Source organism: Streptomyces sp. T39 (assembly GCF_008042045.1).
Taxonomy (GTDB): domain Bacteria; phylum Actinomycetota; class Actinomycetes; order Streptomycetales; family Streptomycetaceae; genus Streptomyces.
Map to the genome: position 1 here is coordinate 116,281 of NZ_RDBP01000050.1, position 23,088 is coordinate 139,368.

The window sequence follows — 23,088 nt, forward strand, 5'->3', positions numbered from 1 at the left end:
TGCGCCGGATCGGCAGGGGTCAGGCGGGCAGCAGGAACTCCAGATCCCGGTCGATCCGCTGCCAGCCGCGGCCCGCCTCCGTCCAGGGATGACCGGAGCCGAGCCGTCTGTCGAGCGCGCTCACCGCGCGGCCCCGCAGCCGGCCGGCCTCCGCCGTGCGGCCCATGGAGCGCAGGGTGACCGCCAGGCACAGTTCGGCGATCAAGGTGTCCGGATGACCGTCCCCCAGGTGGGCGCGGAGGGCCCGGGCGCAGTCCCGCGTCATGCTCTCGGCCTCGGTGAACCGCCCGAGGTCGGCCAGGGCGTTGGCCATCGTCACCCGCCCGCACAGGGTATAGGGGTGGGCGTCGCCGAGGTGCGTGCCGAAGGACCGGACGGTCCGCGTGGCCGCCGCCAGTGCCTCGTCGGTCTCCCCGGCGGTGCGCAGCCACGCCGCGAGGTTGTGGTCGCACACCGCGTTGTCCGGGTGCTCGGGGCCCCGGAGCCGGGCGACACCGTGCCTCAGGCGGCCGATCACGCCGCGCGCACCGGCCAGGTCGCCCGCGTCCGCGGTCAGGGCCGCCAGGTTGACGCCGCACACCAGGGCGTCGGGGCCGTCCGGGTCCCGTGCCGTCGTGTAGCCCTTCTCCGCGTCCAGGGCGAGCGCGTCGGCCTCGGGACGCTGTCCGACACGGCGCAGGGAGACGGACAGACTGACGGTGGCGCGCAGCGCGCCGTGGGTGTCGCGGCCCCGCAGTTCCTCCAGGGCGGGTCGCAGGACGCGAACGGACCCCGCGTAGTCGCCCGTCTCGCGCAGGTCCCGGGCGAGCCCCAGGGCGGACGCCAGCGCCGACGGATGGCCGTGTCCGAGGACCTGGCACTGGCGCTGCCAGGTGGCCAGGCTGCGCTCCCGCGACGCCGGGTACTCCCCCACCAGGCGCAGCGAACGGGCCAGGGACTCGGCGGCGGTCAGCGTCTGCGGGTGCTCCTCGCCGAACAGGTCGTGGAAGCCGGTGTGCACCTCGCGCGCGAGTTCGACCGCCTCGCCGAACCGGCCCAGCGCCCTCAGGTCCTCCGCCAGGCCCGCCGCGGTGATCAGGGTGTGCGCGTGTCCGGGCGGCAACAGCCCGCGCTGCCGCGCCAGGGTGCGGGAGTCCAGGGCGTGCGCCTCGTCGAAGGCGCCGAGGCTGCGCAGCGCATCCGCCTGGTGGTTGCGCAGCTGCAGCACCTGCTGGCCGTCGTCTCCCCCGTCCGCCGCGGTCCAGCTGCGGTCCAGCCGGCGGCCGACTTCGAGCGCCCGGGCCGGCATGCCGTAGCGGGCGGTGCGTCGCACCCGCTCCAGCAGCACCGCCCGGGTCTCGCTGTCGCGGCACTCGTCCGCGGCGGCGTGGTCCAGGTGGGGCCAGAGCCGCTCGAACACCGGGTCGTCGGTCTCGGCGGCGGTGTCGTCGCGCCGCGGGGCGCCCGCGGCGAGGAACCGGTGCGCCTCGTGGCGGACCTCGTCGGCCTCGCCCCCGGGCGCGAAGGCCCGCACCAGGCGCTGCACGACCCGGTGCACCCTCAGGGTGTGACCGGCCTGGTCGACCTCCGCGAGGCCCAGCCGGCTGAGTTCCTGCAGCTCCCGGTCGACCAGCATCGGCCCGTGCAGGGAGGCGTCGTGCCCGCGCAGCAGACCCAGCGCGGTGCCGGTGTACGCCAGTGCCAGCGGGAGCGGCAGCGGCGCGAGCCGGCCGCACAGCGCGAGCAGCCGCAGCGCCGCGGGAGCCCGCTCGGCGAGCGCGTCGAGGGCCACCCGGGTCGTGACGGCGGCCGGATCGTCCTCCCGGCTCCCGGTGCGGCCGTCGCCGCGGACGGTCAGGCGGTGCAGGTAGTCGTGCGCCGACGGGGACTGCGCGAGCCACGCCCCGGCCTGCGCGACGGCGAGCGGGAGGTCCCCCACCGCGGCGGCGATCCGGTCCGCGTCCGCCGCCGGGAGCGCCGGCGCCCGCCGCCGCAGCAGCTCGATGCTCTGCTCCCGGCTGAAGGCGCCGACCCGTACGGGATGCATGGTCTCGCTCCACAGGCCGTCCCGGGAGGTCACCAGGACGTGTCCGTGGGTGCCGACGGGAAGCAGCCCCGACAGGGACGCCGGGCCGCCGGCGTTGTCGTAGGTCAGAAGCCATCGGCCGCTCTGCGCACCCGAGTCCAGCGCGTCGAGGGCCCGGCGCGCGGCGGCGGGCACGTCGTCGCCGCCCCGCAGGCCGAGCCGTTCGGCCAGCTGCGCCAGCGACAGCAGGACCGCTTCCCGGCTGTGCGCGCGGATCCACCACACCAGGTCGTAGGCCGCCCGGAAGCGGTGGGCGTACTCGACCGCCAGCTGGGTGCGACCGGTGGCGTCGAGACCGTCGTGCGGGAGGATCACGGCCCGCTGCCGGCTGACCCGCAAGGTGGCGTCGAGCTCGTCCAGCAGCCGGTCGCGGCCCACGAAGAAGGGGTTGCGCGCCGGTGCCTCCCACACGTCCGGGGTGCGGAGCGGGAACCGCGGCCGGGCCGAGTCCAGCGCCCGCTCGGCCTCGCCGCCGGACAGGCCCACGCCGCGCAGCAGGGCCGTGGCGGCCCCCCGCTCGTCGAGGGAGGTCAGGTCGACGGCTTCGTGGTCGCTGAACGGGGGCGTGAGCGGGACGGGCTCGATCCGTAGCGGGATCAGCTCTCCGGGGCGGAGCGCTCCGGGCTCGTCCATGCTCTCCCACAGGGTCCGGGACTGGGGCGAGCGCAGGAAGGACGACGACAGCAGCGCGAGCGTGCGGGGGGCTTCGCCCCGGGCGCCCGGCTCCTTGCCGGTGCCGGGGGCGATCACCTCGAAGCCGGAGCCGGTGAGCAGCCAGTCGGCCCAGTCGGCCCACATCCGGTCCTGGGGGGCGTACCACAGCCGAAGCGGTGTCGCGATGGGGGACAACGGCCTGACGTAGGAGGCGAGATGACGTCTGCGCAGCTCGTCGTCGAGCGGCGCGAGCCGCCGTACGCGGCCCTCGGTGATCCGCTCCGTCAGCCGCTCGAAGGCCGCCAGCAGGCTGTCCGGATCCCCCGGGGGGTCGCCGAAGACGGCGAGCGTCTCCTCGTAGGCGTAGTCCGGCCGGTGCGGGACGTCCAGGGCGGACCGGGTGCCGGGCGGCAGTTCCCGGAAGCTGGTGCGGACGAGTTCACGGGCGGCGGCGAGGCGGGTGTCCTGGCCGTCGGCGACCCGCATCGCGACGGGCACGATGCGCAGGGGACGGGGATGGACGTCCCGGAGTATGGAGCGGGCCATGCGGGCCGCGCCGTCGATGCTCTGGGAGCTCAGGGTGAAGCAGTTGACCAGGATGTCCGGCATGTCGATGGTGCACAGCCCGACCAGGTCGCTCACGCCGCAGCGGCTGTCGATCAGTGTGAAGTCGTAGTGGGTCTTCATGTCGTGACGCAGCGCCTCCAGGAACCGCGCGCCCTTGAACCGGTCGGTGAACTCCCGCCAGCTGAAGTCCATCAGGTGCGTCAGGTACTCGCCGTCCTGCCGCCCGGCCGGCATGTAGTCGAGGCTTCCGCCGTCGGGGAAGTCCCAGTCGACGGAGACGGCGTGGGGCAGGACCCTGGCCAGGCGCTGCCTGAGATCGGCCGCCGACTCGGTGCCCGGTGTGGTGCGCCATTCCGTGACGTAGCCCGAGAACAGGTTGAGCACGCCCGTGGTGGCCGCCGAGGTCGCGGCGTCCAGGAACGGGTGGAACCAGCGGTGCAGACCCGGTGCTTCCACGTCCCAGTCGGCGGCCAGCACGTGGTACCCGTTGGAGGCCAGGATCCATGCGACGTTGGCCAGGGCCATCGTCCGCCCGGTGCCGCCCTTCTGGGAGTAGAAGGTGACGATCCGCCCCTCGGAGCCGGGGGGCATCAGGCGTCTCCCGGGCCGCTCTCCGGCTCCGGGGCGGGGCCGCGCAGCCTCGGCCGGAGGAAGTGCGGGCCGGCGGGCGGGTACACGGGCACCACGTGCCGGAGGAACTGCGCCGCAGCCCACTGGATGACCGTGGGAAGGATGTCGGCGAACGCGGCCAGCGAGGGCACTCCGCCCGTCGCGGCCCGGGAGACGCTGCGTCCCCGCTGCAGCGTGCGGGGCAGGGTGTTCTCCAGCGCCGACTGCAGTTCCGCGCCCGCGGTGTCGTTGTCCGGGTCGGCGCGGTCCCACGGGACGACGACCACGAGCCAGGGCTGGGCCGCCGCGTCCACCCGGGTGAGCAGCTCCCGCTGCCCGGGATCGGTGAGCGCCCAGTGGTCGACCAGCATCACCGTCGGTGCCGACGGGTGCTCCTCCGCGAGGAGATCGCCGGCCGCCTGGTCCAGGGGCTCGACGGTGGTGAGGTAGTCGAGCCCGCGCACCTGCTCCGCGGCGAAGTCCGCGAGCGGCCGCGCCGCGGCCGCGTCGCTCTCACGGTAGGGGTTCCAGTCGACCGGGGAGGGGCCGTAGCAGCGTTCCGAGCGGCCCTGCGGCAGTTCGCCGCTGCTGGGCGCGGCGACCACGATGCGCAGCCGGCGCAGCACGGGCGGCGACCCGAAGGCGTTGGGCAGGTCCGCCAGGTCCAGGGGTTCGCCCCGGGGCACCGGGTTCTGCTGGGCCGTGGTGACGATCGCCCGCGCCAGCAGCAGGACGGCGTGCTCGTACTCGCTCCGGTACCGGCGCAGCTTCATCAGGGAGTACAGGCCCTCGGACGCGTAGCGCGGGCCGAACCGCTCGTGGCCGTGGACCAGGTTCCGCGCGGCGGCGGGCAGCCGCTCGGTGTGCACGGGCGTCCACAGCGCCGGCACGATCCCCTGCGGGACGGTGTCCTGCGGCCCGGCGCCCCGCGCCTGGCGCAGGGCGAAGGCCCGCCACTCGCGGCCGCACCGGTCGCTGACGAAGTAGCGCGGCGAGTACAGCGGCACGAACACCCGGCAGGTGGCCAGTGCCGCGGACAGACGGGAGCCCCAGTCCTCCCCGGTCCGCAGGGCGCCGTCCATGAACCCGGCGGGCTCGCCGGCCGGCAGGTCCGTCAGCCCCAGGATGTGCTCGCAGAGGTCGCGGTAGAGCCGGTGCACCCACATGTCGGGGTCCGGGCCGTCGGTCGCGTGGCGCGGGGTGTGCGCGTAGCTGAAGAAGAAGTAGGGAACATGTGGGTCCGTCCGCTCCGGTTCCTGGTTCACACCAAGCCCTTCCCCCACATGTCCGGCGGTCACAGTGTCCGCAGGAACAGAGCCAACTCGAGCATGTCCACCCGCTCATAGTCCTCCGGGCGGACCACGATCGTCAGCTCCTTGCACATGACCGACCGCCGGGACCTCGTGACGAAGGAGAGCAGGATCAGCTTGATGAGGCCGGCGTGGTCCATGCTGTCGATGCGGGCCAGGGCCGAGCCGATCACCGGCATGGCCACCGCCTCGCGGCGGCCGTGCAGGTGCACCGCGTCCCACAGGGCCTCCAGGCTGTTCCACACCTGGACGGGTCCCGATTCGACCGTCAGGTCGTTGCGCATGGTGCCGTAGGCGCTGAGGAAGCAGCGGCGCTGCGGGGTCCCGAGCACGGCGACCGTGCCCAGCGGGTAGCGGGCGAGCTTCCCCGCCCGCTTCGCCGCCCGGTCCTCCACGAGGACCGGCGGCACTCCCGCGAGTGCGGCGTCGATGTCGTCGTCGAGCCGGGCGGTCTCGCCCTCGTACAGCCGGTGCAGGAACTGGCCCTGGACGCTGCCGTGGACGATCAGCAGATCGTCCCGCGTGTCGGTGTCGAACACGTCGTTGCTGCCGACGACGAGATGCCCCGGTTGCTCGAAGAGGTCACCGACCTCGATCGTCACCTGGAACTCCGGGTGCCGGAACTCCTGGGTGAGCCGGGTCCGCGGCCAGGACATCAGGATGCCGCCGGCCAGCGAGAGGGCGACGACGGCGAGGAACGTCGTGAGGCGCGGCAGGGAGCTCTGCGGCCAGAACGCGAGGTACAGCTGGACGGCGCCGGACAGCAGACCGAACAGGACCGCGCAGGCGCGACCCGCCGTGGACAGGCCGAGACGGGTGCCGAAGAGCAGCCGCGCCTGGTGTCCCGTCATCCGGCTCATGCATGCCCCTCGTTGTCCATGGCCACGGCCGACGGCGGCGCGGGGCGTGACGCCTCCTCGTAGACGCCGGTGAACCTGGACCGGATCCTCGGCAGGCTGGTCTGTTCCTCGCGCAGCGCGGCGACGGTCTGTTCCAGATCGGTGATCCTGGTGATCTGCTCCCGCATGAGTGAGGTGAGGTCCTCCAGGATCTCCTCCGTGGACCGGCTCGGCAGCGCCTGCTCAGGAGTGTCCGCCGTCAGGTCGATCATGGCAAGGGCGTCGCGCAGTTCGGGCCACACCTTCCTGAAGAGGCCGTCGACCCGGGTGTTGTCGGGGTGCCGGTTGGCCGACTCGCGCAGGACGGAGTTGATGGTCCTCACCATGTTCAGCACGTCCTCCTCGTCGTGTGCCCGGGTCGACTGGAACTGGCGCAGCGGACTGCTCGCCGCCTCCAGGTCGTCGTGGCTGCCCTCCAGCAGGAAGGGCACGAGTTGGCCCTTGCGCTCGTCGACCTCCTTGGACAGGGCGCCCGATTCGAAGGTGATCCACGGGGCGTGCAGGTTCGCCCGGGTCACGCAGGCGATGCCGAAGGAGCTCTCGTCGAGCTGCTTCTTGATCTCGTCCAGTCCGCGGGCGCCCTTCCTGATGCTGTCGGAGGAGACGAAAGGCTCGATCTCGTCGCTGAAGTAGCGCAGCCACGACGCGAGCCGTTCGGCGCAGGTCCGGGACGGCAGTCCGGACCAGCTCAGGAAGATCTTCATATGACGCCCCCGCATCACACTTCACCGTGCGCATCGTCCCGACACAAGCCAACTTCCCATGCCGCGCGCCGACTAGCCCTTCGGCCGCCACGATTTTCCCGCCGCCCCGCGGACGGGCCCGGTCCGCCCCGAGCGGGCCGCCCCGAGGAGGCCGGCGCGACATGTTCAGGGGCGGGGCGCGGCCGGCGGTCCGGAGGTCAGGCGCGGCGGGCTGCCCAGACGGTGCGCTCGGTGCGTACCACCAGGTCGTCGCGGTGCAGGAGGCTGTGCCTGCTGCCGACGTCCAACAGTTCGTCGAGGGCGGCGAGGTCCTCCGGGTCGAGTGCGGGTGCGGCGGCGCCGCGGATGCGTCGCAGTGTGCCGTGGGCGTAACGGCCGATGGCCTCGCTCCGGTTGCCCTCGATGCCGACGGTGACGGTGTACTCGTCCTCGACGGCGAACCCGGCGGCGGTCAGCATCGGCCCCCAGTCGGCACCGCGGTGCGGGACGTGTTCGGCGTGGAAACCGTCGGTCGCCCGGTGGATGCGCTCCTCGAGTCCCGGCCGGCCCTGGGGAGCGTCGGGGGGCAGGAAGCGCGGAAAGCCGTCCAGTTCGACGACGGCGAACAGCCCGCCCGGCACGAGGAGTTCGTGGACCGTGCGCAGCGTGCGGTCGGGGTGGGCCATGTGGTGCATCGACGCGGAGGCCCACACCAGGTCCGGTGTCCCGAGGTCGGGCCAGTCGCCGGCGTCGAGGTCGGCCTGTACGGTGCGCACGCGGTCCGGGACGCCGCGGGCGCACGCCTTCTCGCGCAGGAGCTGCAGGTGACCGGCCGAAGCGTCGACCGCGGTGACGTGTGCCTCGGGGAAGCGCTCGAGGAGCGCGAAGGTGCCCGCACCGGTGCCGCAGCCCAGGTCCACGATCCGGCGTGGTTCGGCATTCAGCGGCAGCCGGGCGGTGATGGACGCGATGTGCTCGGCGAGGACCTCGGCGTCCAGGTCGAGGATCTCCGCCTGTCCGCCGTCGGCGTCCAGCGGATGGCCGCCAGGACCACCGCCGTGGCCGTGCCCGTGGTGGTGGCCACTGTCGCCGTGGGACGTGTGCTGGTGTGCGTGGGTCATGGCTCCACCGTAGAGCCGTCATGCGCCTGGCGCACAGGCGCTTGCGTCTTACGCAAGGAGATGGCCCGGCGCGCTGCCCGCGACGCAAGTCCGCACCGCCGCACGGGACGCTCGCCACCGGAGGGAGCCGCCTACGCGCCGGGCCCCTGGGCGCCGTCGGGTTCGTCGTGGCCGGCGGCCGGGTCACGCCGGTGGCCGCGCCGGGCGTCGCGGTCGAAGATGCCCATGATCTCGCACGGGCCGCCCTCGGCTCCGATCGCGTGCGGCATCATCGTCGGGAACTCGGCGGCCTGATTGGTCTCGATGCGGAACCGGCGGTGGCCGAGCATGAGGATGGCGGTGCCGGAGAGCACGACGAGCCATTCGCGGCCGGGGTGGGCGCGCATCCGGGCGGGATTGTCGGGCGGCGGTTCGGTCATGCGCTGACGCGTGACACTCATACCGGGGTCGCCCTTCACGGGCCAGCGCATCAGGCCGTGGGCGCCGTCGATCACCGGGCTGACGACGACGTCGTCGGCAGCGTTCTCCACGAGCTGGTCCAAGGTGGTGTCCAGAGCGCGGGCGAGGGTGACGAGCTGATCCAGCGCGAGGCGCCGCCGCCCGTTCTCGATCCGGCTCAGCGAGGACTGGCTGAGGTGGGCGCGGGTGGCCAGTTCCTCCAGCGACCAGCCCTGCGCGACGCGCAGCGCGCGGATCCGTTTGCGTACGAGGCTGTCCAGCGCTCCATCGTCTTGCGTCATGAGCATCAGCCTATGTCTGCATCGCAAGGCCGGTCGGCGTCCCGGGCGAGGGGCGCCGCCCTCGTCCACACCCTCGGCCGGCCCCGTCGGCCGGAGCACCCCACCCCGGCGGGCTGTGTACGACGGCGCCGTCGGGCCTCGTGCCAAGCCGACCGCCGACAACCGTACGGAACACCTCTCGCCCGGACGCTTCAGCGCCCGCGCCGGTGGAGCACCCCGACGAGGGCGGCGAGATCGGCGGCGCCGGCGGGGTCGTCGGCGTAGCGGGTGGTCTGGAGAGGACCGACCTCACGCAGCACGACGCCCTCCCGCGCGAGGACATGGACCAGGGTCAACAGCGCGGCGCGGGCGTTGCCGTCGGCGAAGGGGTGGAAGAAGGCCACATCGAGGTAGGCACGGGCAGCGCGGGCGGCCAGGGGGATGTGGGGGTCGGTCGTCTCGCGCAGGCAGGAATCGAAGTCGGCCCGCGTGTGAGGGGTCAGGCCGTAGCGTTCACGCCCGCCCTTGGCGTAGGCGTCGCTCACGCGGAACGGCGCCTCCGTCGCCGCGAGGACTTCGCGCTGCCAACCGGCCAGCACGGCGAAGTCCAGCGGGGTGCGGCGTGCGGCGTCCTCCCGGGCCAGGGCGTGCGCGGCGAGCAGACGCTCGGCGCGCATCGGATCGCGCCGCCGCACCGGCCCCTCGCACCACGCCCGGAACCCGTCGCGGCCGGGCGGGATCCGCCGCAGTACCGGCGCGTCGTGCCAGTCGGCCCGACGGCGCACGCGCAGCCAGACCGAGAGGCTGTCAGCAGCGGTCATGGAGATCCTCCAGAGCCGCCCTGTCGCGGTGATCGCGGTAGGGGGCGTGGCCGGTGAGGCCGACGGCGAGGTCTTCACCGACGGATTCGATCAGCGACGGCTCCGGGGCGACCCAGCTCTCGAACCGGCCACCGATCGCGCTCTCCACCGCTCGTGCGGCGTCGGCCCGGCCCATGCCGGTACTGGTGAGGAACCAGCTCAGGACGATCGAGGCCTGGCCGTGCCAGCCGCCCTCCGCGCCGGAGTCCAGCGCGTGGGTCACGAGGCGGACACAGGCCCGCTCCAGGTGCCAGCTGCGGTCCTCGGGCGAGGCGGCCGGCGGCGGCGCCAGTTCGCCGAAGCGCCGGGCCGTTCGCTCCAGCCACTGCCGCCACTCCAGCAGTGCCGATACGACGCGTCCCGCCGTCTCGTCGGGGGTGGTCACCGAACTCGGCCCGCCGCCCCAGTGACCGATGGGCCCGCCGTCGCGGTAGCACCAGTTCCATCCCCAGGCCCAGGTGCCGTACCGCTCCCGGATGATCCCGTCCACCTGACGTTCGCACCAGTGCTCGCCCTGCCACCAGCCGGCCATGCCGGAGAGCACGGGTGGCACCCACTCGCGGACCAGCGAGCGGAAGTGGGCCTCCTCGACGTCGTCCCAGACGAACGCGTGGCGGGCCGGGTCGAGTTCATCCCAGTTCCGGATGCCCTCGTAGGTGAGGGGCGGCACACGGTTCTCGGGGAAGGACGACGTGTCACGGTTGTACGTCAGCGCAGGTCACTCTTCCTGTCCGATGTGATCGACCCACCAGTGTCGGCTCCCGTCCCCTGGGACCGCGAGCGGTTTTCCCGGCCCGCAGCGTTGCCGGGTGCACCGGATTCAGGCGCCCCCGCGCCCGCTGCGCACGACGGACCGGCCCGAACCGCGGGCGGTCAGCGCCCTCGACGGCGCGGGACGGGGCTCCGTCGTGGGCAGGCACCGGCCGGAGGCCGCCGGCCGGGGCTGTGCGACGAGTGCGGCCGGCTCGTCGAGGTGGGCGGCCGCCGTCCGCCATGCGCTGGTGACGGCGGTACGGGCCAGCGTCGTGGCGACGGCGCTGCCGCCGGTCAGCACGACCGGGGCAGCCACGTGGACGTGGAACTCGGGACGGCGCAGCGGAGACGTGACGAGTCCCGCGATCTGCTTGACGGTGCCGCCCGACGTGACGCGGCGGGCCCCGGCCTGGCCGACGGGCACGACGGGAGCGCCGGTGCGCTCGGCGAGGCGGGCCAGGCCGGTGCGGAAGTCGCCGGGAGGTGCCTCCGCGGCGTCCCTGCGGCGGGGCAGGCCGCCCTCGGCGTAGATGAGCAGGTGCCGGCCCTGCTCGAGGGCGCGAGCGGCCACGTCGAGCGCGGCCGAGGCGTGCCGGTCGCCCCGGTGGACGGGGATGTGTCCTTCGCGGGTGAGGCGGCGGCCGAGCACGGGCACCCGCCACAGGCCGGCGGTGGCCATGACGACCGGTTCGACGCCCAGGCGGTGCAGTGCGGCGATCACGATGGCGGGGTCGGCGAGCGAGGTGTGATTGGCGGCGAGGATGCTGCCCGGTGCGAGGTCGCAGTCGGGATGAGTGGTCACGGTGAGGCGGCCGAAGGCGGGGACCAGGACGTCGGCGAGGCGGCTGAGCACGGGCGTTCTCCAGAGGTCGACGGTGCTGACCTCATCCTTGGCGACGGAGGCCCCCCGGACCTGAGGCCGCGTACTCATCCGCATGGTTCGCCGTACGGGGGTTGCGTCCGGCGGTACGTCGGCGCGCGGCCCGGAAGGTGCCGGTGGCCCCGGCTCGTCGCATCGTTCCGGGCCGGGGCGTGGGGGCCGCCGGCCGGGGCGTGGGGCACCCTCCACGGGGTAGGGCGCCCGGAATGGAGATTCTCTGGCTTTCCGCCCACCCCGAACCCGCTTCCCTCACCGCGCACCTCTCACGAGAGGGTGTCCGTGCGGCCCGCGCGTTGGGACACACGGTCACCGAATCCGATCTCTACGCCATGGGCTGGGATCCCGTCGTCACCGCCGCCGACTACCCGGACCACACCGGCCGCCTCCTCGTCGCCGACGCCTCGCACGAGGCGCTCGTCTCGGGCCGCATCGCCCCGGAGGTCCGCGCCGAGCAGGAGAAGCTGCTCCGTGCCGACGCGCTGGTGGTCCAGTTCCCGCTCTGGTGGTACGGCCCGCCGGCGATCCTCAAGGGCTGGTTCGACCGCGTCCTCGTCAAGGGCCTCGGTTACGGCACGGGGGAACGCTACGGAGCCGGCGCGCTCGCCGGGAAGCGGGCGCTGACCGTGGTCACCGCCGGGGCGCGGGGCACGTCGATGGCGCCCCGGGGCATCCACGGCTCGCTGTCGCAGATCCTCTGGCCGCTGCTGCACGGCACCTACTTCTACACGGGCATGGCGGCTCTGGAGCCCCTGCTCGTCCCCTCCGCCGACCGCGCCGACGAGGGTCACGCGGCCGAGGCGGCGGACCGGCTGGCGGCCCGCCTCGCCACCCTCTTCACCGAGGACCCGCTGCCCTACCGCAGCGAGAGCGGCGGCGACTACGACGAGGACCTGGTCCTGCGTCCGCACATCGCCCCGGGCGAGACGGGTCTGGAGGCGCACGAAGCAGCCCGCCGGGGGTGACGCGGGGCAGAAGGCGCCTCCCGCCGCGATGAGTTCGGGTGCCGGGACCGGTCTGCACCACCGAAGGTCACTCTCGATTCGGCTCCGGAGGAACGGTGAAGTTCTTGCTCACGTCGGGCGGCGTCACGAACCCGAGCATTCACGCGGCGCTGGAGGAACTGCTCGGCAAGCCGGTCGCCGAGTGCCACGCCCTGTGCATTCCGACAGCGCAGTGGGGCCACCCGATGTGCGGTCCGGCGTCGGTGCGGGGCTTCGTCGCCGCCGAGCCGGCGTGGCGGCACTTCTCCGGCCTGGGATGGGCATCGCTCGGTGTACTCGAACTCACCGCACTGCCCTCCATGGGCACCGAGCGGTGGGTGCCCTGGGTCCAGGAGGCCGACGTGCTCCTCGTCGACGGCGGCGACGCCACCTACCTGTGCCACTGGATGCGGGAGTCAGGGCTGGCCGATCTCCTGCCGTCGCTGCCGGACACGGTCTGGGTGGGGGTGAGCGCCGGCAGCATGGTGGTGACCCCGAGGATCGGCCCGTACTTCGTCGAGTGGCCGTCGGCACAGGACGACCGCACCCTCGGGATCGTCGGCTTCTCCCTCTTCCCTCACCTGAACGCGTGGCCGGGGAACATGCCGGCCGATGCGGAGCGGTGGGCGGCCGGTCTCGGTGTCCCGGCCTACGCCATCGACGAGCAGACGGCCGTCAAGGTCGTCGACGGCACGGTCGAGGTGGTCTCCGAAGGACAGTGGACCGGTTTCGGCTGGTAGCCGCCTGGCGTTGCCCCGGTCCGGGCACCGGGGTGTGCGTGGCGGTGCGTCGCGCGTCTTCTCGTCGTCCGGACCGGCGGGATCGGGCTCGCCGTTCGGCCGTCGGTCCGTCGCGGGGAGACCGACGTGTCCGTGCCCCGCGCTGGGAAGGCCCTACGCTGGCCGTCATGGCGATCCGGCTGCCGATCAGCGACGAACTGCGTTCCGCGCTGGGCTCCCCCACCCGGGCCACGCTCCTGGACAGCAGCCCGCGCTCCCGGGTGTGGCGGGTCGAACTGCGCGGCGGCGACCGGGTGATCGTCAAACAGATCGCCGACGGTGGGGGGACCGGACCGGACGGGGACGCGCGCTATGCGCGGGAGGTCGCCGCGCTGCGGCTCGCCGCGCGGGCGACCCGGCCGAGCGTGGCACCCGCACTCCTCGGCACGGACGCGCCCTCGCGCGTGATGGTCCTGGAGCACCTGGACGACCTCGGCGCGGCCGACGACTGGATGCCCGGCTACGCCGAGTCCCTCGCCCGACTGCACGCGCTCACCGGGCCGGGCGACAAGGGAACGCTCCCCGCCTGGTCCGGGCCGGCGGACGCCGACGCCGAGTCCTTCCTCGCACTCGCCGGGGCCCTCGACGTCCCCGTCCCACCCGGGGCGCCGGACGAACTCGCCGCCCTGATCGACCGGCTCGACCCGACGCCCCACCATGCGCTGCTGCACGGGGACCCCTGCCCCGGCAACGACCTGCGCACCGCCGCGGGCGTCCGGTTCGTGGACTTCGAGCAGGCGTCGCTGGGCAACGGCCTGGTCGAACTCGCCTACCTGCGCATCGGTTTCCCGACCTGCTGGTGCGCGATGGCGGCCACGGCCGCGCCGCTCGCGGAGGCCGAGGCCGTCTACCGGGCCACCTGGCGCGGCCTCACCGGCAGGGACGTTCCCGGCGATCTCGCCGACGCCTGCGCCGGCTGGCTGATCCGGGGCGACGCACTCGTCGAGCGCGCCCACCGCGGGTCCGTCGACCACCTCGCCCGGGTACCCGCCGAGGACTTCGCATGGGGCTGCTTCTCCGCCCGGGAACGCCTCGTCCACCGACTGGGCGTGGTCGCCGACCTGACCCGCGACCACGACCGTCTGCACGAACTCGGGCAGCTCAGCGCGGCTCTGGCCGTACGTCTGCTGGAACGATGGCCCGCACTGCGCGCACTGCCCAGTACACGGCCCCGGTACTGACGGCCTGTGTGGTCACCGCGTCTTCGCCGGGGGGCCGCGGTGCGGCCACAGCCGGCACGGGGTGACTGCGTGGCTCGGGCCAGGGGTTCGACGTGCGCCCTCTGCGCGGGGCAGAGGCCGCGGCGCCGCATCGTGAGGATCTCGCGGCGCACCGGATCGGCGGTGGCCGTCGCCACCTCGCTCCGTCCGCCCACACGGTATGCGTGATCCGGAGGTTACGCTTTCGCGGCTGCTCGTGCGGTTGCGGTCGCCCGGCGGCCCGCACCGGTGTGTCGGCCGCAGCTCTCACGGGTGCATGACGATCTTTCCCACGTGTGCCCGGCGGGCGAGTTCCTCCTGCGCCCGGCCGGCCTGGGCCAGGGGGAACGCCGCGGAGACGACCGGCTGGACCTCGCCGCGGCGGGCCAGGTCCATCAGGAGGGCGAAGTGGGCGGGCGTGTGCATCGACGAGCCGATCAGCTGGGCGTTGCGCAGGTAGAGACGGCGCACGTCGAAGGAGACGTCGTAGCCGCCCAGCGCGCCGGCGACGACCCATCGCCCGCTCTCGCGCAGCAGCGGCATCGCCTCGGCCACCAGTTCGCCGGCCACGACGTCGAGCACGACGTCGACGCCGTCGGGGGCGAGGGCGCGGACCTGGCCGGCGACGTCCCCGGCACGGTCGGCGACGTCGTGCGCGCCGGCCTGCCGCACGAGGTCCGCCTTGGTGCCGCTGGTGAGGGCGAGCACCCGCGCTCCACGGGCGCGGGCGATCTGCACCAGCGCGAGTCCGACACCCCCGGACGCTCCGGTGACGAGGGCGGTCTCCCCCCGGCGCAGCCGGCCCCTCTCGACCATGCCCAGGGCGGTGCCGTAGGCCGTCGGCAGCGCGGCGAGCTGATCGTCCGTCAACGGGGACGCCGTCATGTCGTGGACGCGCTCCGCCGGGGCGGTCACGTACTGGGCGTAGCCCCCGTCGCGCTCACTGCCCATCAGCCCCACCGGGTTCGCGTCCGGGCCGTCGGCGTCGTAGACCGCCGGATCGACGACGACGCGGCGCCCGGCGAGCCGCGGGTCCACATCGGTGCCGGCCGCCACGACATGGCCGGCCACGTCGGCCCCCTGGATGCGCGGGAAGGCGACCGGCCCCCGCCAGCCCGACAGCGCCTTCCCGTCCCCGGCCACGCCGTAGGCACCCTCCCGGGTCCACAGGTCCGTGTTGTTCAGCGCCACCGCGGCCACTCGGATCAGCACCTCCCCCGTCGCCGGGACAGGCACCGGCACCTCCGCCGGCTCGAGTACCTCCGGTCCGCCGTGCGCCGTGATGCGCACGGCCCGCATCGTCTCGGGTACGTCCACCGCTGGGCCTCCTCGCAATCGGGGTGCTCTTCAACTGTTCCACACCGGCCCCGACGCCCCGGGCACGGCACGCGCCCGCACGGCACGGCGCGCGGCTGCGAGGCGGCCGGTGCCGACGGCATCGCCTCCCTGACGAACCGCACCCCCGAAAGGTGACGACACTCCTTCCGCCGGCCTCCACGCACCGCCGCGCCCACCGGCGTCACCTGGCGCGGAGACGACGGTCGGTCACCCGGCTCGTGACTCATCTGCCGAACGGGGACATCGTCCCGCCGCGGGCGGCCGGCGGATCCGCGGAGAGGTCGAGGGTGAACGCCACCCGGTCGAGTCCTGGGCCGTCGTAGTCCCTCTGCACGGCCGAGGCCGTGAACCCGAGCCGAGTGTGGAATGCCCGCGACGCGGCGTTCTCCGGGCTGGTGATGCAGTGCACGTGACGGCGCCCGTGGGACTGGGCCAGCGCGAAGAAGGCCCGGTAGAGGGTGCTCCCGATGCCCTGACCGTGCAGTGCCGGGTCGACGCCGACGAAGTGCACATAGGCGGTGTCGGGCTGGGCCGGTGACAGGAAGCCGACCAGGAAGGCGGCCACCTCCCCGCTGTCGTGTTCGACCAGGAAACTGGTGGTGGTGAAATGCTGGAAGTACAGCCGGGGCAGAAGCAGCGCCCGTTCCGTCGACCCCGCCCGCCCTTTCAGGCCGCCCCACCACGTGTCCAGCACGGCGAGCACCCGGAGATGGTCCTCGTCCGCGAGGTGCCGAGCCGTCAGGCCGCCGGGGAGATCGTCGATCATCTCTTCAGTCTGCCATCAGCCCCTGCACGGCGCGGACTTGGCCGACGGTGGCGGCCGCCGCCGGAGGGTCGGGGTGGTCGACCCGCCTGCCGGGCCACGGCAGCGTCCCCGGACACCACCGGTACCGGGCGCCGAACCGGGCACCAGGCGGCAGGCGGCAGGCGGCAGGCGGCAGGCGGCAGGCGGCAGGCCATTGTCACAGCAACGCGGCGATGCCCTCCCGGTCCACGGGAAGCCCGGCCGCGCGGAACCACAAGCCGTTTCCGCCGATGCCGCCCGTCGCCTCGTCCCCGTCCACGAAGGCCCGCAGCAGGTCGCGCTGGGCGGAGGTGAGCGGGCGGGCAGGGTCGTGGCCACCGGGGAAAGCTCTGAGGAGGATCGGCCCGCGTTCGAAGTCGGTGACCGCCCCGCCGCCGGTGGCCACGATGCCGACGGCCACCGGCGCCACCTCCTCGAACGATTCGGCCAGGGCGAGCGCGGAACGCAGCACGGTGAACCGGAACCACCCGTCGAGCCCGGGCAGCGGCTCGGGGAACCAGCCGTCCGTCGTCCGCGGGTCCCGCAGGGCGTCGAGGAGGACGGCGAGAGCGCGCGGCCGGTCGGCGTGCGTGGGGCCGAGCGCGGCGCAGACCCGTACGGCCGGGTCGGAGTCGGAGAGCAGGTCGGAGGTGTCCGCCCCCCACATGCCGAGCGCCCGCGCCACCCCCGCTCGCTCGCGTCGGGCCTGCGCGGCACCCGGGCCGGCCCGCAGCAGGGCGGCGGCCCGCGGCACCCGGTCTGCGAGCTCCGGGGCGGAGAGGAGTGGCATCGCGGCGCCGAGCGCGGCCTCGCGGACGTCGGGTTCGGCGGCGGTGAGGAAAGGCTCGACGGCGTCGTACAGGGCGGGGCGCGCGTCCCGGCACGCCTGCAGTGCGGCGAGCTCGTCCGGGCCGGGCTCGCGGCGCATCTCGCCCTGCCAGGGCTCCCACAGCCAGTGGGTGCGGTCCCTCGCCGGGTCCTCCCCGTGGGCGGCGGACTCGGCCACCTGCCCCAGCCAGGCGAGCAGGGCGGCCCGCAGCCTGCGGGGCGGCCCGTCGTCCCACGGGACATGCCCCTCGTGCGCGGCCAGACCCATGGGGTGGTCGAGGATCGCGGCGACGAACAGCGCCGCGGGCGCGGTGACGGTGTAGAGCGAGCCCTGGTGCAGCACGGCCGTGTCCAGCGCGGCCAGCGCCGCGGACCGCCCCTCGGGATCCTCGTCCACGAGGGAGCACAGGGAGACGGGGACGTCCGCGGCGGACCCGTAGGCGTGGCGGAGGGCATCCCACTCCGTCTCCAGCAGCAGTTCGCGTGCAGCCGCCGGCAACCCGTTCAGGATCCGCGCCACGCGTGCGCTCTCGACCTCCGTGCCGGCAGGGACGGGCGAGGTGGAGTCGTCGGCCGTCACAGCCGCTCGCCCGCGCCGGAGCGGCGATGCACGGGCGGCTCGGGGTGGTGGGCCCCGCGAAGCGGGCAGCTGGGCCCGGGATCACTGATCATGGTGCCGGAGCCTAGTGACACGCTCCCGCGGCCCTTCCGCCGGGAGCCCCGCCCGGCGGGCCTGAAGGGTCGCCCGCGTGACGAGGCGACGCGCAAGGGTGCGACCATCCTCGGATGCGAGGGATCGACGAGTTGGCGGATGTGGACGATCCGGCGTGGCCGGAGCTCCAGGAGATGGTCGCGGCGAGTTCCGTGCATGTCCAGGTGCTGCCCGCCGACGTCGGCGAGGGACGCCGGAGTCTGCTGCAGATGCAGGTCGGTGCGCGATCGATGCTGGGTGCTCTGGCGTTGAACACCGGCGGACTGCTCGTGGACCACGGGTGGGTGCGCGTGTTCGGCGGGGGCTCGGCCGCGCAGCGGGGGCTTCCGAGTCTGGCGCGGGTCAACCGTTTCCCCACGGTCTTCGATCCGGTCTGGCATCCCGCGGCAGGTCTCGTCGTCGGCCTCGACGTCGTCGGTGGGGTGTTCGCGCTGAACGCTGGCGATCCCGCGGCGGCGGGCCGTCCGGGGGCACCCGGGCAGATGACGTACTTCGCTCCCGACACGCTGGCGTGGGAGGCGATGGAGATGGGGCACTCCGGGTGGGTCTCCTGGCTGCTCTCGGGCAGGCTGGAGACGTTCTACGACGGGCTGCGGTGGCCCGGTTGGCGTGAGGACGCGGCGGGCCTGGACCTCTCGCAGGGTGTGTCCGTGTATCCGTTCCTGTGGTCCGAGGAGGCCCATGCCGATCTGGCGGCCACGAGCAGGCAGCCCGTGCCGATGCGCGAGGTCATCGGCGTCGCCGCGGACTTCGCCCGGCAGGCGGGGCCGTCGGATCCCGGGTTCCTCGGCGAGGTGTGACGGGGGCGCCGCCGTTCGTGACCGTGCCGGACGAAGGGGCCCGTGGGCACCCGGAGTTGGGTGACGGCGGGATCCCGAGCGGCAGGTCCGGCGCGGGGTCTCCACCCGCGTACAACCCTCCGGTCGGGACGGACGTCACACAGGACGGCGCCGGCAGGATCCCGCGTCGATCCGATCCCAGGAGGAACCTTTGCTCTGCGTACGCACGGCCCGTGTCTCCGCCGCGATCACCACCGTCCTCGCCGTCACGCTCGGTGCGGGGGCCCTGTCCGTCCCCGCCTCCGCCGCGCCGCCGCCTGTCTCCGGGGCGGCCGAGGCGGGCACGGAGGGCGCCCCCGTCGCCTATCCGGTCGACGGGCACTTCCGCGCGGCCGGGGAGACCGGGTTCCTGACCGGCGGGCCCTACGGTTCCCAGCTGTTCCGGTGGACGCGGTTCGCGGACGGTTCGACGGCCACGATCAATGCCTCCGTGGTCGACTCCACCGCCTCCGACGTGGTCATGTCCGGGCAGGGACGGACCCTCCGCCGCTCCCTGGTCGTCACGCTCCACGACATGGCCGACGGCGGCCGGACCGTGACGATCGACCTCGGCCCGCTGAACGGCGTCTACGTGAAGGCCGTCTCCCGGGACACCGTGCTGGCGGAGGTGACGACGGCGGACGGCTCCGTGGAACTGCGCCTCGTCACGCGCACCGGCGACACCGTCACGCAGCGGACGGTCGACGGCATCCCGCCCGGGGCCTCGTCCATCACCGCCACGCCAGCGCGGGACGGCTCGGTCCTCGTCGACTACTACCTGGCGAGCGGGTCCCCCACGACCTGGCGGACCGAGTACGCCGTGGTGGACCTCGCCGCCGCCGCGGTGGTCTCCACCCACGAGACCGCCGGCTCCTACAGCGGCCAGGGCGAGTACAGCGCGCTCTCCGCCACGCACCTGGCCTGGACGGGGGACGAGGGCACGTACTACACCGTGGACCGTGCCACCGGCGTCGAGTCCGAGATCGGCATCGACTACGACTTCTACGAGGGTGAGCGCGCCGCCGTCGGCCTGCTGGGCTCCTGGGCGATGTACGGCACCCCGGCGACACTCGCGGGCAACGGCACGGGTGACACGCGCAAGCTGGTCCCTTTCACGGCGAAGTCCCTCACCTCGGGCGAGACGGTCGAGCTCCTCGACTACGTCGAATCGGTCAAGCCCGGCCCCCACAACACCCTTCTGGCACGCGGCGGCACCGTGGCGCACGGCGAGGGTCTCTACCGGATCGCCCTCGGCACGGACGGCACGCCGGCCGCCGAAGCGGTCGCCTCCACCGGGGAGCCGACGAAGCTCCTCTACCTCGGCCAACAGTTCCCCCTGACGGTCGACGTCACCTCGCCGATACCGCTGAAGTGGAGACTGTCCCGGGAGAACGCCGACGTCCACCTGAGGATCAGGCACCGAGCCACCGGCGTGACCTTCGCGAAGACACTGCACCTGTACAGCGAGTCCGCCGGCAGCGAGTACTACTACGGCGACGGGGTCTTCGGCATCACCTGGGAGCAGATCGAGGCCGGGACGGGTGTGGCCGCCGAACCCGGGGAGTACGAGTGGTCCTTCGTGGCCTACCCGCAGAACGGCGTCGGGCCGGACGTGGAGGCCACCGGCACCATCGATGCCGCCGAGGGCCTCCCCACCGCGCACGACCTGGACTGGAACGGCACCCCGGACCTGCTGGCACGTGACGCGCAGGGCGTGCTGTGGCAGGTCGACACCACGTACGACGCCGCGAGGAAGACCCTCGTGCCGACGCCCTACGGGCACGAACGGGTCGGCCCCGGCTGGCAGGTCTACGACCGGATCGAGACCGTCGGCGGCATCGGTTCCGGCGCCGCCGACTTCGTCGCCCGGGACCGGAGCGGTGTCCTGTGGCTGTACGACGTGACCGGCAACGGATACGCGGCGAAGTTCGCGGCCCGCAAGTCCCTGGGCGGCGGCTGGAACACCTACACCCAGATCACCGGCGGCAGCGATCTGAACGGTGACGGCCGCTTCGACCTGATCGCCGCCGACAAGGCCGGTGTCCTGTGGCTCCACCCGGGCACCGGCAACCTCGGCGCCCCCTTCGCCAAGCGGCAGAAGATCGGCACCGGCGGCTGGGGCGTCTACAACCAGATCACCGCGACCGGCGACATCGGCGGCGCCGCGGCCGGTGACCTCGTCGCCCGTGACAGGGCCGGTGTGCTCTGGCTCTACCTCGGCAGGGGCGACGGCACCTTCGCCGCCCGCAAGCGGATCGGCGGCGGCTGGCAGGCCTACACCGACACCATCGGGATCGGTGACGCCGACAACGACGGCCGCCCCGATCTGTACGCGTACGGCCCGGGCGGCACCGGCTGGTTCTACAAGGGGACCGGCATGTGGGAACGGCCTTTCGCCGGCCGGGTCTCCAGCCCCGCGCTGACCGGGGACCGCGCGTACAACCACGTCTTCTGATCCGCCCCACCGGCGGGGTCCACCGGGACGCCTCCGGCCGCAGGGGCATCTCCGGCGGCCGGGTGCCGCCGCCCGGCCGCTCCGGCCCCGCCGCCGACCCGGGCAGCTCAGGCGGGGCCGTCGCCGGACCGGCCGGCCCCGGCGCCCCGCTCAGCGGGCGGTGGTCGGTGTCGTGGTGGCGCGGCAGCCGGGGTCGCGTACGGTCCGGGCAACACCGGCCGGCTCCACCCCGGGTGACGACCGTCGCCGAGGCGAGCCTCCGCGCAGAACGGCGGGCCACGACCCGTGCGGTGCACCGAGCCCCGTGCGGGCGGTGAAGCGGTCAAGGGGGGTTCCGGAGTTCCCCGGGGTGGGGGCGAGACCGGTGATTCGCGCGATGCGGGGGCCGTGCGCGGGCTCGACCATGTGGTGACCCTGTCACCAACCCACGCGGAGGCACCGATGCCCGGTCCGGACACGAGGCACATGGCAAGGACGGCGGGAAGCCCGCCGTCGTGGAGGCGCCGTTTACGGGGCGTGCTGGCGAGCGCGCTCCTGCTCTCCGCGGCCGGTCTGGGCACCGTGCCCGCCGCGGCCGCCCCGCGGGCCGACGACACGACCGTCACCACCCGCTACGGGCAGGTGCGGGGCACCGCGGGCGAGAGGGCCGACGACTACCTCGGCATCCCCTACGCCGCGCCTCCGGTCGGCGGCCTGCGGTGGAAGCCGCCCACCGCGCCCGCACGCTGGACGGGCGTCCGGGACGTCAGGACCCCCGGCAACCCCTGCATGCAGACCAACTCGTCGACCCCCTGGGGCGATCTCGCCGGACCCGGCACCCCCAGCGAGGACTGCCTGTACCTCAACGTCCATGTGCCCGCCGAACGCTCCCTGCGCGACCGGCCGGTGATGGTCTGGGTCCACGGCGGCGGCTTCACCATCGGCTCCGGGACCTTCTACGACGGCGGAGAGCTGGCCCACCGGGGAGACGTGGTCGTCGTCACCCTCAACTACCGGCTGGGAGCGTTCGGTTACCTGGCCCACCCGGGGCTGGCAGGCGAGTCGGCGGACGGCGTCTCCGGCAACTACGGCCTCCTCGACCAGCAGGCGGCCCTGCGCTGGGTGCGGCAGAACATCGCCGCCTTCGGCGGCGACCCGGGCAACGTCACGGTCTTCGGCGAGTCGGCCGGCGGCGGCAGCGTGTGCCAGCACCTGGTCTCCCCCGGCGCGACCGGTCTCTTCGACCGGGCCATCGCCCAGTCCGGTTGCGGCTTCCCCCTGCCCACCCAGGAGTCGCAGCAGCGCAACGGCGCGTCCTGGGCCGGCTCACTGGGCTGCACCGACGTCGCCTGCCTGCGCGGCAAGCCGGCGGGCGAGCTGCTCGCCGCCTCGGTGAACCCCACCGCCCGCTGGGTTCCCAACGTCGACGGCCGGGTCGTCCCGCTGCAGATCGCCGACGCGCTGGAGAGCGGCAGGTTCCACCGGGTGCCCGTCCTCCAGGGCACCACCGCCGACGAGGGCCGCCTGACGGTGGCGTCCACCTACGACCTGGCCGGCCGCCCGCTCACCCCGGCCGGCTACCCGGTGGCCGTCCGCGCGCTCTACGGCGACCGGGCCGACGCGATCCTCGCCCGTTACCCGCTGTCGGGCTACGGCACCCCCGCCGAGGCTCTCGGCGCGATCTTCACCGACTCGCAGTTCGCCTGCCTCCAGTCCCGCTCGGCGCGGCTGATGGCCGGCCACACCCGCTCGTACCAGTACGAGTTCGCCGACCCCGGTGCCATGGACCACCTCGATCTGCCGGTGAGCTTCCCCCTGGGCGCCCCGCACGGCTCCGAGATCCGGTACGTCTTCGGCGGCGTCTCGGGCACCCCCGCCCAGAACACCCTCGCGGACCGGATCCTCGGCTACTGGACCACCTTCGCCCGCACCGGCATCCCGTACGCGACCGGCGCCCCCCGCTGGAACCAGTACCCGAAGGTGCAGGTGCTCGCCCCCGACGCGATCACGGCATCGACGACCTTCCCCGAGGACCACAGGTGCGACCTGTGGCTCCCGGGGGCTGCGGCCCGCTCCTGACTCCGGCGGGGTCCTGC

At 73.9% G+C, this 23,088-nt stretch carries 18 protein-coding genes; 6 read left to right on the plus strand and 12 right to left on the minus strand.

The annotated features are described in order from the left end of the window. Positions 1 to 19: 19 nt before the first annotated feature. The 9 genes from fxsT to EAO77_RS30905 form a co-directional block, all read right to left on the minus strand. Positions 20 to 3,877 carry an FxSxx-COOH system tetratricopeptide repeat protein gene (fxsT, locus tag EAO77_RS30865; RefSeq protein WP_147991631.1) on the minus strand — a complete coding sequence of 1,286 codons (3,858 nt, stop codon included), beginning with the start codon at positions 3,875 to 3,877 and terminating at the stop codon, positions 20 to 22. Continuing rightward, complete coding sequence (locus EAO77_RS30870; RefSeq protein ID WP_147991632.1) at positions 3,877 to 5,160, minus strand: TIR-like protein FxsC; 1,284 nt, start codon at positions 5,158 to 5,160, stop codon at positions 3,877 to 3,879. Before EAO77_RS30870 ends, fxsT begins: the two co-directional genes overlap by 1 nt. A 29-nt stretch (positions 5,161 to 5,189) precedes the next feature. Next, positions 5,190 to 6,065, minus strand: a complete 876-nt coding sequence (locus tag EAO77_RS30875) for a macro domain-containing protein (RefSeq protein ID WP_147991633.1) — start codon at positions 6,063 to 6,065, stop codon at positions 5,190 to 5,192. Further along, positions 6,062 to 6,808 carry a toll/interleukin-1 receptor domain-containing protein gene (locus EAO77_RS30880; protein WP_187283489.1) on the minus strand — a complete coding sequence of 249 codons (747 nt, stop codon included), beginning with the start codon at positions 6,806 to 6,808 and terminating at the stop codon, positions 6,062 to 6,064. The genes EAO77_RS30875 and EAO77_RS30880 overlap by 4 nt, the downstream gene beginning before the upstream one ends. 197 nt (positions 6,809 to 7,005) lie before the next feature. Next, on the minus strand, positions 7,006 to 7,908 hold the full coding sequence (locus EAO77_RS30885) for a class I SAM-dependent methyltransferase (RefSeq protein WP_147991635.1): 903 nt from the start codon (positions 7,906 to 7,908) through the stop codon (positions 7,006 to 7,008). A gap of 131 nt (positions 7,909 to 8,039) precedes the next feature. Then, positions 8,040 to 8,648: an XRE family transcriptional regulator gene (locus EAO77_RS30890; protein WP_147991636.1), complete on the minus strand. Its 609-nt coding sequence runs from the start codon at positions 8,646 to 8,648 to the stop codon at positions 8,040 to 8,042. Positions 8,649 to 8,839: 191 nt separating this feature from the next. Continuing rightward, the gene (locus tag EAO77_RS30895; protein WP_261994211.1) at positions 8,840 to 9,448 is read right to left on the minus strand and encodes a Fic family protein; all 609 of its coding nucleotides are present in this window, start codon (positions 9,446 to 9,448) and stop codon (positions 8,840 to 8,842) included. Then, a complete protein-coding gene (locus EAO77_RS30900; RefSeq protein WP_147991637.1) occupies positions 9,435 to 10,157 on the minus strand; it encodes a hypothetical protein in 723 nt (240 codons plus the stop codon). The genes EAO77_RS30895 and EAO77_RS30900 overlap by 14 nt, the downstream gene beginning before the upstream one ends. Before the next feature lie 150 nt (positions 10,158 to 10,307). Continuing rightward, the gene (locus tag EAO77_RS30905; RefSeq protein ID WP_147991706.1) at positions 10,308 to 11,093 is read right to left on the minus strand and encodes a lysophospholipid acyltransferase family protein; all 786 of its coding nucleotides are present in this window, start codon (positions 11,091 to 11,093) and stop codon (positions 10,308 to 10,310) included. A gap of 233 nt (positions 11,094 to 11,326) precedes the next feature. Here EAO77_RS30905 and EAO77_RS30910 point away from each other — a divergent pair, with 233 nt between their 5' ends. From EAO77_RS30910 to EAO77_RS30920, 3 genes are all read left to right on the plus strand, one after another. After that, positions 11,327 to 12,082, plus strand: a complete 756-nt coding sequence (locus tag EAO77_RS30910) for an NAD(P)H-dependent oxidoreductase (protein WP_147991638.1) — start codon at positions 11,327 to 11,329, stop codon at positions 12,080 to 12,082. A gap of 95 nt (positions 12,083 to 12,177) precedes the next feature. Next, a complete protein-coding gene (locus EAO77_RS30915; RefSeq protein ID WP_147991639.1) occupies positions 12,178 to 12,840 on the plus strand; it encodes a Type 1 glutamine amidotransferase-like domain-containing protein in 663 nt (220 codons plus the stop codon). Positions 12,841 to 13,007: 167 nt separating this feature from the next. Beyond that, complete coding sequence (locus EAO77_RS30920) at positions 13,008 to 14,060, plus strand: phosphotransferase (RefSeq protein ID WP_147991640.1); 1,053 nt, start codon at positions 13,008 to 13,010, stop codon at positions 14,058 to 14,060. A 285-nt stretch (positions 14,061 to 14,345) separates the two neighbouring features. Here the strand turns inward: EAO77_RS30920 and EAO77_RS30925 are convergent, their stop codons facing one another. The 3 genes from EAO77_RS30925 to EAO77_RS30935 form a co-directional block, all read right to left on the minus strand. Next, complete coding sequence (locus EAO77_RS30925) at positions 14,346 to 15,395, minus strand: zinc-binding dehydrogenase (RefSeq protein ID WP_187283490.1); 1,050 nt, start codon at positions 15,393 to 15,395, stop codon at positions 14,346 to 14,348. 244 nt (positions 15,396 to 15,639) lie between these two features. Then, positions 15,640 to 16,182, minus strand: a complete 543-nt coding sequence (locus tag EAO77_RS30930; RefSeq protein ID WP_147991641.1) for a GNAT family N-acetyltransferase — start codon at positions 16,180 to 16,182, stop codon at positions 15,640 to 15,642. Positions 16,183 to 16,378: 196 nt separating this feature from the next. Then, entirely contained in the window at positions 16,379 to 17,527 is a 1,149-nt protein-coding gene (locus tag EAO77_RS30935; RefSeq protein WP_261994212.1) for a hypothetical protein, read from the minus strand. A gap of 287 nt (positions 17,528 to 17,814) precedes the next feature. Here EAO77_RS30935 and EAO77_RS30940 point away from each other — a divergent pair, with 287 nt between their 5' ends. From EAO77_RS30940 to EAO77_RS30950, 3 genes are all read left to right on the plus strand, one after another. After that, positions 17,815 to 18,540 carry a DUF2625 family protein gene (locus EAO77_RS30940; RefSeq protein ID WP_147991642.1) on the plus strand — a complete coding sequence of 242 codons (726 nt, stop codon included), beginning with the start codon at positions 17,815 to 17,817 and terminating at the stop codon, positions 18,538 to 18,540. Positions 18,541 to 18,730: 190 nt separating this feature from the next. Further along, entirely contained in the window at positions 18,731 to 21,013 is a 2,283-nt protein-coding gene (locus tag EAO77_RS30945) for an FG-GAP repeat domain-containing protein (protein ID WP_147991643.1), read from the plus strand. Positions 21,014 to 21,529: 516 nt separating this feature from the next. Next, positions 21,530 to 23,071, plus strand: coding sequence for a carboxylesterase/lipase family protein (locus tag EAO77_RS30950; RefSeq protein WP_261994213.1), 1,542 nt, complete (start codon positions 21,530 to 21,532; stop codon positions 23,069 to 23,071). The last annotated feature ends 17 nt before the right edge of the window (positions 23,072 to 23,088 follow it).

What these genes read in the sequence shown, in the direction of transcription:
- fxsT (WP_147991631.1), bottom strand. Translation starts at nt 3,877, where the DNA reads ATGCCCCCCGGCTCCGAGGGGCGGATCGTCACCTTCTACTCCCAGAAG.
- EAO77_RS30875 (WP_147991633.1), bottom strand. Translation starts at nt 6,065, where the DNA reads ATGAGCCGGATGACGGGACACCAGGCGCGGCTGCTCTTCGGCACCCGT.
- EAO77_RS30880 (WP_187283489.1), bottom strand. Translation starts at nt 6,808, where the DNA reads ATGAAGATCTTCCTGAGCTGGTCCGGACTGCCGTCCCGGACCTGCGCC.
- EAO77_RS30885 (WP_147991635.1), bottom strand. Translation starts at nt 7,908, where the DNA reads ATGACCCACGCACACCAGCACACGTCCCACGGCGACAGTGGCCACCAC.
- EAO77_RS30890 (WP_147991636.1), bottom strand. Translation starts at nt 8,648, where the DNA reads ATGACGCAAGACGATGGAGCGCTGGACAGCCTCGTACGCAAACGGATC.
- EAO77_RS30895 (WP_261994211.1), bottom strand. Translation starts at nt 9,448, where the DNA reads ATGACCGCTGCTGACAGCCTCTCGGTCTGGCTGCGCGTGCGCCGTCGG.
- EAO77_RS30910 (WP_147991638.1), top strand. Translation starts at nt 11,327, where the DNA reads ATGGAGATTCTCTGGCTTTCCGCCCACCCCGAACCCGCTTCCCTCACC.
- EAO77_RS30920 (WP_147991640.1), top strand. Translation starts at nt 13,008, where the DNA reads ATGGCGATCCGGCTGCCGATCAGCGACGAACTGCGTTCCGCGCTGGGC.
- EAO77_RS30930 (WP_147991641.1), bottom strand. Translation starts at nt 16,182, where the DNA reads ATGATCGACGATCTCCCCGGCGGCCTGACGGCTCGGCACCTCGCGGAC.
- EAO77_RS30940 (WP_147991642.1), top strand. Translation starts at nt 17,815, where the DNA reads ATGCGAGGGATCGACGAGTTGGCGGATGTGGACGATCCGGCGTGGCCG.